Genomic DNA, 12,798 nt, shown 5'->3' on the forward strand with positions numbered 1-12,798 from the left:
GGCCGGGAGTGTCCTGACATGCGGTCATCGGCTCCACGCACCATCATGGACGGCATCTGACCGACGAGCGTGACACGGAGGACTCCCAGATGAGCAACGAGGTCCTGGACGCGGTTCGGGCGCTGCTGCCGAAGATCGCCGAACGGGCCCGGTCCACCGACGAGGACCGGCGGGTCCCGGCGGAGTCGATCAGGGAGCTGGTCCAGGCCGGGGTCTTCCGGATGCTGCAGCCCAAGAGGTACGGCGGCGTGGAAAGCGACCCGGTGAGCTTCTACGAGGTGGTCAGGGAGATCTCGGCGGTGTGCGGGTCCACCGGCTGGACCGTCGCCGTGCTCGGTGTGCACCCCTGGCAGCTCGCCCTGTTCGACGAGGCCGCCCAGGACGAGGTGTGGGGAAGCGACCCGGACGCGCTGATCTCCTCGTCGTACGCGCCGGTCGGGCGGCTCGTCCCGACCGAGGGCGGCTACCGGCTGTCCGGCCGGTGGCGGTTCTCCTCCGGCTGCGAGCACGCGTCGTGGGCGATGGTCGGCGGCCTCGTCCTCGGCGACCAGGGCAAGCCGGTGGACTTCATGACCGTGCTGGTGCCCCGCTCCGACTACCTGATCGCGGACGTGTGGGACGTCATCGGGCTGCGCGGCACGGGCAGCAACGACATCATCGTCGAGGACGCCTTCGTGCCCGCGCACCGCGTGATGCGCAACTACGAGATGGCGCAGCTTCGCGGCCCCGGCCAGAAGGTGAACACCGGCCCGCTCTACCGCATCCCGTTCGGCACCGTGTTCACCACCACGATCACCGCCCCGGTCATCGGGATGGCCGTCGGCTGCTACCGGTCGTACGTGAGCGCGATGCGCGACCGCGTACGGCTCAGCCTCGGCGGCGGCCGGTTCGCCGAGGACCAGTTCGCGCAGGTCGCCGTCGCCCGGGCGGCGTCGGAGATCGACGCGGCCATCCTGCAGACCGACCGCAACGTGCGGGAGATGTACGAGCACGCGGTGCGGGGCGAGACGATCCCGGTGGAGCTGCGGCTGCGGGTGCGCAGGGACCAGGTGCGCGCCACCGAGCGCGCGCTGGAGGCGATCGACATCCTGTTCAAGACCGCCGGGGGCAACTCCCTCAGCCGGGGCAACCCGATCGAGCGGGCCTGGCGTGACGCCCACGCGGGCAGCGTCCACGTGGCCAACGACGTCGAGCGGGCCCTCGCGATGTACGGCAAGGGCGAGTTCGGCCTGGCCGTCGAGGACAACCTGATCTGACGGACGGCGAAAGGGGCCCGGACGGCGCCGCGTCCGGGCCCCTTCTCACCGCCGTCAGCAGGTGGACGCGGGTGTTCCTCCGGCGAGGATCGTCCGCGCGAACGCCAGCGCGTCGTCGAACGAGGCCGCGACCGACGCCCGGTGGTCGGCGCCGGCGTAGGTCCGGTAGGTGACCTTCGCCGCGCCCGCGCACAGGTCGGCGACCATGAGGTCGGTCGTCTGCTTCGGCACCAGGACGTCGGCCGTGCCCTGGGCGACCAGGGTGGGCACCCGGACCTTCAGCCCGACCGGCTCCTGCGCCCGCAGATAGCCGGTCAGGGTCGCGGTGTCGGCACCGGGGCGGAACACGCTGCTCACGGACGTGTCCGCGGCGACCGCCCGCACCTGGTCCATGCATCCCGTACGCGCCGCGTCGAGCAGCGGCTTCACCCCGTCGGTGACCAGTTCCTCCGGCGTGATCGCCGGATCGGCCGCCGCCGCGCCGAACAGGATCGTGGGCAGGAAGGCCAGCGCGTCCTTCGCCCCCGGCATCGCCTGGAGGTAGGCCACCGTCTGGGAGTAGCCCCAGCCGCCGGGGGCGATCGCGATCGCGCCGCGCAGCCGCACGTCCCCGCGCTCGCCGGTGGCGGCGGCGCTGAACAGTGCGGCGTGGCCACCCTGGCTGTGGCCCGCGGCGAACCAGTCCCGTCCGATGTGCGGGTCCACACGGCGCGCCGCGCGCACCATGTCGATCACGCTGTCCGCCGCGCTCCGCCCGTTCAGGTACGGATGCCCGCCCGGGGTGCCGAGGCCCTCGTAGTCGGTGCGCACGACGGCGAAACCGTGCGCCACCCAGGCGTCCAGCGTCGGGTTCACCGAGGCCAGGTAGCCGTGCGCGGGACCGCCGGCCGTGTCGGCCGAGGGCGCGCAGACGTCGGCCGTACCGGTCGTGCCGTGCGCCCAGCTGATCACCGGCCAGCCGCCGGGCGGCGGGGGCGACGCCGGCACCGAGACCACACCCGACACGGTGACGGGCCTGCCCGAGGCGCCCTCGGAGACGTAGGTGACGTACCAGTTGCGGGCCGCGGTCGGCAGCGCCGCCGCGCCGGTCAGCGGACGGGCGGACAGCAGCGTGCCCCGCTGCCCTGGAGGTACGGGACGGGCGTCGGCCGTGGCGGGTGCCATGATCGCCGCGGCGGCCAGGACGGCCAGGGAGAGCGCCGTGAGGCGTGATCGGGGGAGTGGCATCAGCGTTCCTTTCAACGTGCCATGTCCCTGACGGCCCGGTAGGCGAAGACCATGGCCGAACCGATCGGGACGCCGGGGCCGGGGTAGCGGCGCCCGGAGAACGAGGCGCTGGTGTTGCCCGCGGCGTACAGGCCGGGAATCGGCCGTCCGTTCCCGTCGAGCACCCGTCCGTCGGGGTCGGTGCGCAGGCCGCCCTTGGTGCCGAGGTCGCTGAGCACCACCCGCGCGGCGTAGTAGGGCGGGGTGTCCACCGGCACCAGGCACGGGTTCGGCCGGTCCTCCGGCCTGCCCGCGAAGAACAGGTCGTAGGGGTCCTCGCCGCGGTGGAAGTCCTCGTCCACGCCGGTCTCGGCGAAGCCGTTGAACCGCTCGACGGTGCCGGTGAGCGCATCGCCCGGCACGCCGATCAGTTCCGCCAGCTCGGGCAGGCTCTCGGCGCGCACCCAGGTGCCGGCCTCGAGGTGCTCCTCGGCGGCGCGGCCCGGCAGCGAGATCGCCGGGAGCCGCCCGCCGGAGCGGGAGTCGAAGATCAGATGGGCCGGCACGCGGCCGGGCGCCGCCGTCATCTCGCGGCCCATCCGGTCGTAGGGCAGCGACTCGTTGGCGAACCTGCGGCCCGACGCGTCGACCATGAGCCCGCCGCGGAAGCCCAGGGTGAAGGCGGCCCGGCCGTCCGGCAGCGCCACGCCCGGGCACCACCACGCCTCGTCCATGAGACCGGTGGCCGCGCCGATCGCGGCGGCGGCCCTGATCGGGTCGCCGGTGTTCGCGCCAGCCGGGGCCATCGACCACTCGGCGGTCCCCGGGACGCCGTGCTCCGCGCGCATCGCGGCGTCGCCCTCGAATCCGCCGGCGGCCAGCAGGACGCCCCTCGCGGCGCGCAGCCGTACGGTTCCGCCGTCGGCGGTCGCGGCCTCCACCCCGGTCACCCGGCCGTCCTCGACGACGAGCCGGGTGAGCGCGGTGCCGGTGCGCACGGTGCCGTTCCCGGTGTTCGTGAGGGCGAGCAGCAGCCGGCCGATCAGCGCCCGCCCGGCCGACAGCGGTCCCTCGGCGTGGCCCAGGCCCGCGCGGTCGCGGTCCACGGGCGGCCGGACCAGGGCGGCGAGGTCGCCGAGCCGCTCGGCCGGCATATCGAGCGGCACGAACGAGCGGCCCGCGTCCAGCCGCCCCGGCGCGGGGAAGTAGTCGGGAAAGGCCCTCCACTCGAACTCGATCGCCGGGTCGCGCTCCAGGAACTCGGCCACCTCGGGCGCGGTCGCGAGGAACGCCTCCCGCCGGTCGGCCTCCGCCTCGCCCAGCAGCGCGACGAGGTAGGCGCGGGCCGACTCCGCCGAGTCGCCGATCCCGGCGCGGCGCTGCACCTGGGTGCCGGGCAGCCAGACGGCCGCCCCGGAGTAGGCGGACGTGCCGCCGAGCAGCGCCGTCTTCTCCAGCACGACCGTACGCAGCCCGCTCGCCGCGGCGGCCAGCGCGCCGGTCATGGCTCCCGCGCCGGAACCGGCCACCACCACGTCGTACTCGTCGTCCCACGACTGCGCCGCCATGCCCGTCCTCCCGTCGTCCCTGACAGTGGTGGCGTACAGGCAAGCGCAGCAGGAGGCGCGCCAGGCTCGCTCATCCCACTGAGTGGTATGGACCAGTGGCAGGTGGGCCCGTACGGCTGTGTATCGTCGTTGCGAAACACGAAAGGTCAGGGGGAGACGTGCCGAGGATCGCCGAGGTCAGGGCGCCGGCGGAGCCCAACTCGCCGGAGCAGCGCGCCCGGCACCTGCGGATCCTGCGGGCCGCGGCGCGCATGGGCGCCGAGAAGGGCCTCGAGCGCGTCCAGATGCACGAGGTGGCCAAGGAGGCCGGGGTGGCGATCGCCACGCTGTACCGGTACTTCCCCTCGAAGACCCACCTGTTCACCGCCGTGATGGCCGAGCAGATCGACCGGTTCGACGAGAGCGTCCCGCAGCCGAAGCCGGGCACCGCGCCGGAGGACGCCGTCGCCGACGTGCTCGTGCTGGCCAGCAGGCAGTTGCTGCGCCGCCCCGCGCTCGCCACCGCGATGCTGCAGTCGGCGAACTCCGCCAACGCCGCCGCGGTGGCCGACGCCGGCCGATCGACATGACGTTCCGGCAGATCGTCCTGCGGACGCTCGGCATCCAGGAGCCGACCGTCATGGACGTCACGCTGATCCGGCTGCTCATGCAGTGCTGGTATGGCGTGCTGCAGTCGAGCCTGAACGGCCGGGCCTCGGTCCCCGACACCGAGAGCGACATCCGCATCGCCTGCCGACTGCTGCTCGCGCCCCGCTCCAACGCCGCCTCCCGCTGACCGGGACGGCCTCCGCCGTCCCGCCCGCCCGTCGGTAGCGTGCGGCGCCATGAACCGTTTCGAGGGCGTGAAGGTCCTGCTCACGGGCGCAGCCTCGGGGATCGGGCGGGCCACCGCGGTCCGGCTCGCCGCCGAGGGCGCGCACGTCTTCGGCGTGGACCGCGACGAGCGGGGCCTCGCGGAAACGGGCCGGCTGGTGCGGGGCGCGTACGTCCCGCACGTGGCCGACGTGACGGACGAGCGGGCCGTGGTCGCGGCCGTGGACGCGGCGGCCGCCGCGCTCGGCGGCATCGACGTGCTGGTCAACGTGGCCGGGATCCAGCGGACGACGCCGATCGAGTCGCTGACCGTGGCCGACCTCACCCTGTTGTTCTCGGTCAACCTCGTCGGCACCGCGCTGTTCTGCCGGGAGGCGCTGCGTCACCTGCCCGACCGGACCGGGGTCATCGTGAACGTGGCGTCGATCGCGGCCACCCAGGGCAACCCGTACATGACGGCGTACGCCGCGTCGAAGGGGGCGGTGCTGGCCTTCTCGCTGAGCCTCGCCGCCGAGGTGGTGGGCCGCGGCATCCGGGTGGTGCCGATCTCCCCGGGCACGGTGACGACCCCGCTGACGCGCGACACCGAGTTTCCCGAGGGTGCGGACCTGCGCTACTTCGGGCGGATCCGCTCGCTGCTCGGCAGCGGCGCCCCCGAGCAGATCGCGGCGGCGATCGCGTTCGCCGCCTCCTCTGACGGCGGATACCTCACGGGTGCGAACCTCCGGGTCGACGGCGGCTCCGGAACCTGACGCCCCCCTTCGACAAGGAGCGACGACGTGACACGGAAGATCGCGGTGACCGGGTCGGCCTCGGGCATCGGCAGGGCCCTCGCGGCCTCGCTGCGGGCGGGCGGCGACGAGGTGATCGGCGTCGATCTCAAGGACGCCGACGTGTGCGCCGACCTGTCCACGCCGGACGGGCGGGCGCTCGCGGTGGAGTCGGTGCTCGACAGGGCGGACGGCGCGCTGGACGGCGTCGTTGCCTGCGCCGGCGTCTCAGGGGTGACCGTGAGCACGATCACCGTCAACTTCTTCGGCGTGACCGCGATCCTGGAAGGGCTGCGCCCGGCGCTCGCCCGGGCGGAGCGGCCCCGCGCCGCCGCGGTCGCCTCGATCTCCGCCACCCAGCCCGCCGACCCCGAGGTGGTCCGCGCCTGCCTCGACGGCGACGAGCCGCGGGCGGTCGCCCTGGCCGGGGAGGCGGTCGAGCGCGGCGAGGGCCGGCTGCTCTACCCCGCCTCGAAGTCCGCCCTGGTCCGCTGGCTGCGCGCACGGGCCGCGTCGCCGGAGTGGGCCGGATGCGGCATCCCGCTCAACGCGGTGGCGCCGGGCGTCGTGCTGACCCCGATGTCGGCGCCCCTGTTCGAGGACGAGACGATGCGGAAGATCATGGACAGGGCGGTGCCGATGCCGCTGAACGGCTACGCCGAGCCCGAGGTCGTGGCCGGCGCGCTGCGCTGGCTGGTGAGCCCGGAGAACTCCCACATGGCCGGGCAGATCATCTTCGTGGACGGCGGCGCGGAGGCCACCCTGCGCGGCCCCGACGTGTACTGATCATTCGGAGTGGGGGCCGCCGCGGATGTCCGCGGCGCCCCACGTCTGTCACTTCGCGGCCGCGTTGTTCTGCACGCCCGTGGTGTCGAGCTGCGCCACCGAGTAGGCCGCGTAGGTCCGGTACGGGTCCCGCCCGTGGAAGTGCGGAGTGACCTGCGCGTCCAGCTCCTCCACCGAGAACACGCCGTCGGCGGCGGTGAACTTGCGCTCCACGGTCGGGGCCGCCATGAGGGCCACCATGTCGCCGTACACCACGAACACCTGGCCGCTGATCTCCTCCGACGCGGGGGAGGCGAGGTAGGCGACGAACGTGGCCACCCGCTCGGGGGCGAGGGTGTCCAGCCCGCCCACCTCGCCGCCGTCGCCGAACACGTGCGCCGTCATGCCCGTACGGGCCCGGGGGCAGATCGCGTTGGCCCGCACGCCGTACCGCGACAGGCCCTGAGCGGTCGACAGGGTCAGCGCGACGATGCCGGCCTTGGCGGCGGAGTAGTTCGGCTGACCGGCCGATCCGAACAGGAACGCCTCGGAGGAGGTGTTGATCACGCGGCCGTAGACCGGGCCGCCGGCGGCCTTGCTCGCCGCCCGCCAGTGGACCGCGGCGGCGCGCGACAGCGCGGCGTGTCCCTTGAGGTGGACGCGGATGACGTCGTCCCAGTCGGACTCGGTCAGGTTGAACAGCATCTTGTCGCGCAGCACGCCGGCGTTGTTCACCACGATGTCGAGGCCGCCGAAGGTGTCCACGGCCGTCCGGACGAGGCGGTCGCCGATGGACCAGTCGCCGATGTCGCCCGTCACCGCGACGGCCTCGCGGCCGAGCGCCCTGATCTCGGCCGCGACGTCCTCGGCCGCCGGGCCGACGTCGTTGACGACGACGTTCGCGCCGCGTTCTGCGAGGGCGAGGGCCTCGCTGCGGCCCAGGCCCGCTCCCGCGCCGGTGACGACGGCGGTCCTGTTCTCCAGGCTCGTGTTCGAGCTCATCTGCGCGCTCCTGCTCAATCGGTGATCGTGCCAAAAACTAGTATGTATTCTAGTTTTGACTCGTCGAGATGTCCGCGATCGTGGGCATCCCACCCAGCGGCACAAGGATGGGCTCCATGCTGTGCGGAAAGCGATCGGCGGCACCACTGAGCGGGACTGGGCCGTTGCCCGGAACAGAAATGATTTCTAGCCTCCTCCCATGGCGCTGAACGTGGCATCCCTGTTCGAGGCCGTCGCCGCGGCGGTCCCCGGACGCCTCGCGCTGATCTGCGACGCCCGGCGGCTGAGCTTCGCGGAGCTCTACGCCCGCGCGAACGCTCTCGCGAACCATCTGGTCGCGGCCGGTGTACCGGTGGGCCAAGTTCGTGCTTTCAACGCAAACCAGGAGGAACGATGGCTGAGACCGTCACTGGGGCCGTCATCGTCGACGCGGTGCGCACACCGGTCGGCAAGCGTTACGGAGCCCTGTCCGGGCTGCACCCGGCCGAGCTGCTCGGTGCCGTGCACCGGGGCCTGATCGAGCGCAGCGGCCTGGCCCCCGACGCGGTCGAGCAGGTGATCGGCGGCTGCGTCACCCAGGCGGGTGAGCAGGCCAACAACGTCACCCGGCAGGCGTGGCTGCACGCCCGCCTGCCGTACGGCACGGCCTGCACGTCGATCGACTGCGCCTGCGGGTCCGGCCAGCAGTCCGTCCACCTGGTGGCCGGGCTGATCGCGGCCGGCGCGATCGACGTCGGCATCGGCTGCGGCGTCGAGGCGATGAGCCGGGTCTTCCTCGGCGCGGCGGTCACCCCGGAGGCAGGCAGCCCGTTCCCGCCGTCGTGGTCGCTGGACATGCCCGACCAGTTCACCGCGGCCGAGCGGATCGCGCGGCGGCGCGGCATCACCCGCGAGGACGCCGACGCGTTCGGCCTGCGCTCCCAGCAGCGCGCGGCGCGCGCGTGGGCGGAGAACAGGTTCGAGGGACAGGTCCTCGCGGTCGAGGCGCCCGTGATGGGACCCGAGGGCCCGACGGGGGAGACCGCCGTCGTCACCAGGGACCAGGGGCTGCGCGACACCAGCATGGAGGCCCTGGGGAGGCTGCAGCCGGTGATGCCGGAGGGCATCCACACCGCGGGCAACTCCTCGCAGATCAGCGACGGCGCGGCCGGCGTGCTGCTGATGAGCGCCGGCCGGGCGCGCGATCTCGGCCTGCGCCCGCGTGCGCGCATCGTCGCCTCCGGCATGGTCGGCTCCGACCCCTACTACCACCTCGACGGCCCGATCGACGCGACCCGGCACGTGCTGAAGAAGGCGGGCATGAAGCTGTCCGACGTCGACCTCGTCGAGATCAACGAGGCGTTCGCCTCGGTCGTGCTCTCCTGGGCGCGGGAGCTCGATCCCGACATGGACAAGGTCAACGTGAACGGCGGCGCGATCGCGCTCGGCCACGCCGTGGGCTCCACGGGCTCCCGCCTGATCACCCAGGCCGTACACGAGCTGGAGCGCACCGGCGGCTCGACCGCCCTCGTCACCATGTGCGCGGGCGGCGCCCACGCCACGGCCACCATCATCGAACGGATCTGAGGAAGCATGTCGATCGGACTGACCGACGAGCAGCGCGACCTGCGCGACGCCGTACGCGCCTTCGCGGCCCGGCACGTGACGCCGGCCGTGGTGCGGCAGGCGGTTGACGCCGAGCACGAGGAGCTGCCGAAGTTCTGGCCGCTGCTGGCCGAGCAGGGGCTGCTCGGGCTGCACCTGCCCGAGGAGGCCGGCGGAGCGGGCTCAGGGCTGCTCGAACTCGCCGTCGTGGTGGAGGAGCTGGGCCGGGCGATGGTCCCCGGGCCGTTCCTGCCCACGGTGCTCGCGGGCGCCGTGCTGGCCCGCGCCGGGCACACCGCCCACCCGCCGGCGCTGGCCGGCGGGGAGAAGACCGCCGCGGTCGGCCTCCGGCCCGGCGGGCTGACCCTCACCCGGAGCGCCGACGGTGAGGCCGTGGTCACCGGGGTCTCCGAGCCGGTCATCGGCGGCCACGTCGCCGACCTGTTCGTGCTGCCCGCCGCCGACGGGACCGGCACGACCTGGGTCGTGCTGCCGCGCGAGGCGGTGGAGACCGAGGACCTGCCCAGCCATGATCTGACCAGGCGGCTCTCGCGGGTGCGCGCCGACGGCGTGGCGGCCGAGGCGTTGCCCGGCCTCGCCGACGGCGCCGTGCTCGATCTGGCCGCCACGCTGTTCGCGGCGGAGGCGTCCGGCCTGGCCGACTGGGCCACCGCCACCGCCGCGGAGTACGCGAAGGTACGTCACCAGTTCGGCCGCCCGATCGGCCAGTTCCAGGGGGTCAAGCACCGCTGCGCGCGGATGCTGACCCGGGCCGAGCAGGCCCGGGTGTGTGCCTGGGACGCGGCGCGGGCTCTCGACGAGACCGGCGCCTCTGCCGGGGAGGCGGCGCTCGCCGCGGCGGTCGCCGGGGCGACCAGCGTGGAGGCGGCCTTCTCCGTCACCAAGGACTGCATCCAGACGCTCGGCGGCATCGGCTTCACGTGGGAGCACGACGCCGGCCTGTACCTGCGCCGGGCGCAGACGCTGCGCATCACGCTCGGCTCGGTCTCGTGGTGGCGCCGCAGGGTGGCCCGGCTCACGCTGGACGGCGTGCGCCGCGAGCTCGGCGTCGAGCTGCCGCCGGAGGCCGAGCGGATCCGCGCCGAGGTGGGGGCCGAACTTCGGCCGGCCCTCGACCTCGACGGCCGAGACCGGCTGACGTACCTGGCCGAGCACGGATACACCGCGCCGCACCTGCCCGAGCCCTGGGGGAAGGGCGCCGGCGCGGTCACCCAGCTCGTGATCGCCGAGGAGATGCGGTCCGCCGGGCTGCGCGCGGCCGACATGGTCATCGGCGCCTGGGTGGTGCCGACCCTGATCGCGCACGGCAGCCCCGAGCAGCAAGGGCGGTTCCTGCCGCAGACGCTGCGCGGCGACCTGGTGTGGTGCCAGCTGTTCAGCGAGCCGGGAGCGGGCTCCGACCTCGCCGCCCTGACCACCCGGGCCGAGAAGGCCGAGGGCGGCTGGAAGATCAACGGCCAGAAGGTCTGGACGTCGATGGCCCGGCAGGCGCAGTGGGGCATCCTGCTGGCCCGCACCGACCCGGAGGCGCCCAAGCACAAGGGCCTGTCGTACTTCCTGCTCGACATGTCCAGCCCCGGCATCGACATCCGGCCGCTGCGCGAGCTGACCGGCGAGGCGCTGTTCAACGAGGTGTTCCTCGACGACGTGTTCATCCCCGACGAGATGCTCGTCGCGCAGCCGGGGGACGGCTGGAAGCTGGCCCGCACGACGCTGGCCAACGAGCGGGTCTCGCTGTCGCACGACTCCTCGCTCGGGAGCGGCGGCGAGGCGCTGCTGCACATCGCCGCGGAACGGCCGGACGAGATGGACGACGAGCGGCTGACCCGGCTCGGCGGCATCCTCTGCGACGCCCAGTCCGGCGCACTGTTCGCCCTGCGGACCACGCTCCGGTCGCTGACCGGGCAGCAGCCCGGCGCGGAGTCCAGCGTGGCCAAGCTGATCGGTGTCGAGCACGTCCAGGAGGTCTGGGAGACCGCGATGGACTGGATCGGCCCGGAGTCCCTGACCGGAGAGGGGATGGGCCGGCGGTCCGACCCCGCGCTTCGCTTCCTCAGCTCCCGCTGCATGTCGATCGCCGGGGGCACCACCGACGTGCAGCTCAACATCATCGGAGAGCGCCTGCTCGGGCTGCCACGCGACCCCGAGGTCAAAGCATGACCGGCAGGACGTTCGTCGAGCGCGCCCTGTACGACGACGCGGAGGACTGAGGAGCATGCCGATCGACCTCGACGAGGCCCTGGGTGCGCCCCCGGCCACCCGGGAGATCTCCTGGACCAGCCGCGACGTGCTGCTCTACCACCTCAGCCTGGGCGCAGGGAGGGACGCGGGCGCCGATCCCGAGCTGTCCTACACCTACGAGCGCGGCCTGCGCGTGCTGCCCACCTTCGCCATGGTCGCCGGCCAGGGCATCTCGGCGGGTGAGCGCCCGCCGACCGCGATGAGCATGCCCGGCATCGACATCGACCTGCGCAGGATCCTGCACGCCGGGCAGGCGCTCACCGTGCACCGGCCGCTGCCCGGAGCCGGCGAGGCCGTCGTGTCCTCCCGGGTCGCGAACATCTGGGACAAGGGCAAGGCCGCCGTGATCGAGATGGAGCAGGCGGCGGCCGATTCCTCGGGAGACCCGCTGTGGACCACGACCATGCGGATCTGGGCGCGCGGCGAGGGCGGTTTCGGCGGCGAGCCGGGCCCGGAGACCCCGTGGACGGAGCCGGACCGCGAGCCCGACCACGTGCTCGACTCGCCGACCACCCCCGGGCAGGCCCTGCTCTACCGGCTCAACGGCGACCTCAACCCGCTGCACGCAGACCCCGCCTTCGCGCGGGCGGCCGGCTTCGACCACCCGATCCTGCACGGCCTCGCGTCGTACGGCATAGTGGCCAAGGCGCTGGTGGACGGCGTCCTCGGCGGTGACGTGACCAGGCTGACCGGGCTGTCGGTGCGCTTCGCCGGGGTGCTGTTCCCCGGCGAGACGATCCGGACCACCGTGTGGCGCGAGGGCGACCGGCTGGTGTTCCGGTCCACCTGCCCGGAGCGCGGCGACGCCGCCGTGCTCACCCACGCGACAGCGGAGATTTCATGACGGAGACGCGGACCGACCGTACGGAGCTGACGGCGGCCCCGAACAACGAGGGCGTGGACGCCGCGGTCGCCGCGGCCCGCCGGGTGATCGACGCGCTGCTGCACTCGGGCGACCTGTCGGCGGTCGAGATGACCCAGGTCGCCGAGCAGCTGAACGCCGTGGCCGACCACCTCGAGGCGCACGCACCCACGGTGCGCGAGCGCATGGTCGATATGTGGCGGGGGGAGGGCGTGACCCGGCACGACCCCGTGACCGGGCCGGAGAACGCGATCGCCCCGCCGCTGCACCTGTACGGCAGGGACGACGGGTCCATCGAGGGCGAGGTCGTGCTGGGCATGCCCTACCAAGGGCCTCCGGGGTGCGTGCACGGCGGTGTGTCGGCGTTGCTGCTCGACCACACGCTGGGCGTCGCGAACGCCTGGGCCGGTGTGTCCGGGATGACGGGCACGCTGACCCTGCGCTACCACCGGCCCACCCCGCTGTTCGAGCGCCTGACCGTGACCGGCCGGCAGACCTCCGTGGACGGGCGGAAGATCTACACCACCGGGACGATCACCGCGGGCGGGCAGGTGTGCGTCAGCGCCGAGGGCCTGTTCATCGACAAGCAGCTCGACCGGCCCCGCTGACCCGGCCGTCTGGGGAACGCTCTCACGCCAGGATGAGTTTCGGCTCTTCACGTGAGTGGCGGCGTTGACGGGTCTTGACGAGCGATCAGTTAACAGTAAAGT

The 12,798-nt window shown here is 73.4% G+C and carries 11 protein-coding genes and 1 pseudogene; 9 read left to right on the forward strand and 3 right to left on the reverse strand.

The window, feature by feature from the left end:
* Window positions 1-89: 89 nt before the first annotated feature.
* The gene (gene hsaA, locus B1L11_RS24885; protein WP_079316723.1) at window positions 90-1,256 is read left to right on the forward strand and encodes a 3-hydroxy-9,10-secoandrosta-1,3,5(10)-triene-9,17-dione monooxygenase oxygenase subunit; all 1,167 of its coding nucleotides are present in this window, start codon (window positions 90-92) and stop codon (window positions 1,254-1,256) included.
* A 54-nt stretch (window positions 1,257-1,310) separates the two neighbouring features.
* On the opposite strand, the gene B1L11_RS24890 is transcribed toward hsaA, so the two are convergent.
* Together B1L11_RS24890 and B1L11_RS24895 are read right to left on the reverse strand one after the other, a co-directional pair.
* Window positions 1,311-2,483, reverse strand: coding sequence for a serine aminopeptidase domain-containing protein (locus B1L11_RS24890; RefSeq protein WP_079316724.1), 1,173 nt, complete (start codon window positions 2,481-2,483; stop codon window positions 1,311-1,313).
* A gap of 11 nt (window positions 2,484-2,494) precedes the next feature.
* A complete protein-coding gene (locus tag B1L11_RS24895; protein WP_079316725.1) occupies window positions 2,495-4,030 on the reverse strand; it encodes an FAD-dependent oxidoreductase in 1,536 nt (511 codons plus the stop codon).
* 284 nt (window positions 4,031-4,314) lie between these two features.
* Between B1L11_RS24895 and B1L11_RS24900 the strand changes: the two are divergent.
* The 3 genes and pseudogenes from B1L11_RS24900 (at window position 4,315) to B1L11_RS24910 (ending at window position 6,399) form a co-directional block, all read left to right on the forward strand.
* Window positions 4,315-4,805 (forward strand): annotated as a pseudogene (locus B1L11_RS24900) (TetR family transcriptional regulator).
* Between the two features lie 49 nt (window positions 4,806-4,854).
* On the forward strand, window positions 4,855-5,595 hold the full coding sequence (locus tag B1L11_RS24905; RefSeq protein ID WP_079316726.1) for an SDR family NAD(P)-dependent oxidoreductase: 741 nt from the start codon (window positions 4,855-4,857) through the stop codon (window positions 5,593-5,595).
* 27 nt (window positions 5,596-5,622) lie between these two features.
* Window positions 5,623-6,399, forward strand: a complete 777-nt coding sequence (locus B1L11_RS24910) for an SDR family oxidoreductase (RefSeq protein ID WP_079316727.1) — start codon at window positions 5,623-5,625, stop codon at window positions 6,397-6,399.
* Between the two features lie 48 nt (window positions 6,400-6,447).
* Here the strand turns inward: B1L11_RS24910 and B1L11_RS24915 are convergent, their stop codons facing one another.
* Window positions 6,448-7,380, reverse strand: coding sequence for a 3-oxoacyl-ACP reductase (locus tag B1L11_RS24915; protein WP_079316728.1), 933 nt, complete (start codon window positions 7,378-7,380; stop codon window positions 6,448-6,450).
* 199 nt (window positions 7,381-7,579) lie between these two features.
* Between B1L11_RS24915 and B1L11_RS55105 the strand changes: the two genes are divergently transcribed.
* Genes B1L11_RS55105 through B1L11_RS24940 form a run of 5 tightly spaced genes read left to right on the forward strand, consistent with a single transcriptional unit; the run spans window position 7,580 to window position 12,696 of the window.
* Window positions 7,580-7,897 carry an AMP-binding protein gene (locus B1L11_RS55105; RefSeq protein WP_143737514.1) on the forward strand — a complete coding sequence of 106 codons (318 nt, stop codon included), beginning with the start codon at window positions 7,580-7,582 and terminating at the stop codon, window positions 7,895-7,897.
* Window positions 7,801-8,946, forward strand: a complete 1,146-nt coding sequence (locus tag B1L11_RS24925; RefSeq protein ID WP_372974719.1) for a steroid 3-ketoacyl-CoA thiolase — start codon at window positions 7,801-7,803, stop codon at window positions 8,944-8,946. The genes B1L11_RS55105 and B1L11_RS24925 overlap by 97 nt, the downstream gene beginning before the upstream one ends.
* Window positions 8,947-8,952: 6 nt before the next feature.
* A complete protein-coding gene (locus B1L11_RS24930; RefSeq protein ID WP_079316731.1) occupies window positions 8,953-11,145 on the forward strand; it encodes an acyl-CoA dehydrogenase in 2,193 nt (730 codons plus the stop codon).
* Between the two features lie 55 nt (window positions 11,146-11,200).
* Window positions 11,201-12,070, forward strand: coding sequence for a MaoC/PaaZ C-terminal domain-containing protein (locus B1L11_RS24935; RefSeq protein WP_079316732.1), 870 nt, complete (start codon window positions 11,201-11,203; stop codon window positions 12,068-12,070).
* A complete protein-coding gene (locus B1L11_RS24940) occupies window positions 12,067-12,696 on the forward strand; it encodes a PaaI family thioesterase (RefSeq protein WP_079316733.1) in 630 nt (209 codons plus the stop codon). Before B1L11_RS24935 ends, B1L11_RS24940 begins: the two co-directional genes overlap by 4 nt.
* Window positions 12,697-12,798 lie beyond the last annotated feature (102 nt).

The organism is Microbispora sp. GKU 823 (assembly GCF_002027145.1).
GTDB lineage: Bacteria > Actinomycetota > Actinomycetes > Streptosporangiales > Streptosporangiaceae > Microbispora > Microbispora siamensis.

Coding starts and splice junctions, on each gene's coding strand:
- B1L11_RS24905 (WP_079316726.1), top strand. CDS start 4,855: ATGAACCGTTTCGAGGGCGTGAAGGTCCTGCTCACGGGCGCAGCCTCG.
- B1L11_RS24935 (WP_079316732.1), top strand. CDS start 11,201: ATGCCGATCGACCTCGACGAGGCCCTGGGTGCGCCCCCGGCCACCCGG.
- B1L11_RS24890 (WP_079316724.1), bottom strand. CDS start 2,483: ATGCCACTCCCCCGATCACGCCTCACGGCGCTCTCCCTGGCCGTCCTG.
- B1L11_RS55105 (WP_143737514.1), top strand. CDS start 7,580: ATGGCGCTGAACGTGGCATCCCTGTTCGAGGCCGTCGCCGCGGCGGTC.
- B1L11_RS24930 (WP_079316731.1), top strand. CDS start 8,953: ATGTCGATCGGACTGACCGACGAGCAGCGCGACCTGCGCGACGCCGTA.
- B1L11_RS24895 (WP_079316725.1), bottom strand. CDS start 4,030: ATGGCGGCGCAGTCGTGGGACGACGAGTACGACGTGGTGGTGGCCGGT.
- B1L11_RS24915 (WP_079316728.1), bottom strand. CDS start 7,380: ATGAGCTCGAACACGAGCCTGGAGAACAGGACCGCCGTCGTCACCGGC.
- hsaA (WP_079316723.1), top strand. CDS start 90: ATGAGCAACGAGGTCCTGGACGCGGTTCGGGCGCTGCTGCCGAAGATC.
- B1L11_RS24940 (WP_079316733.1), top strand. CDS start 12,067: ATGACGGAGACGCGGACCGACCGTACGGAGCTGACGGCGGCCCCGAAC.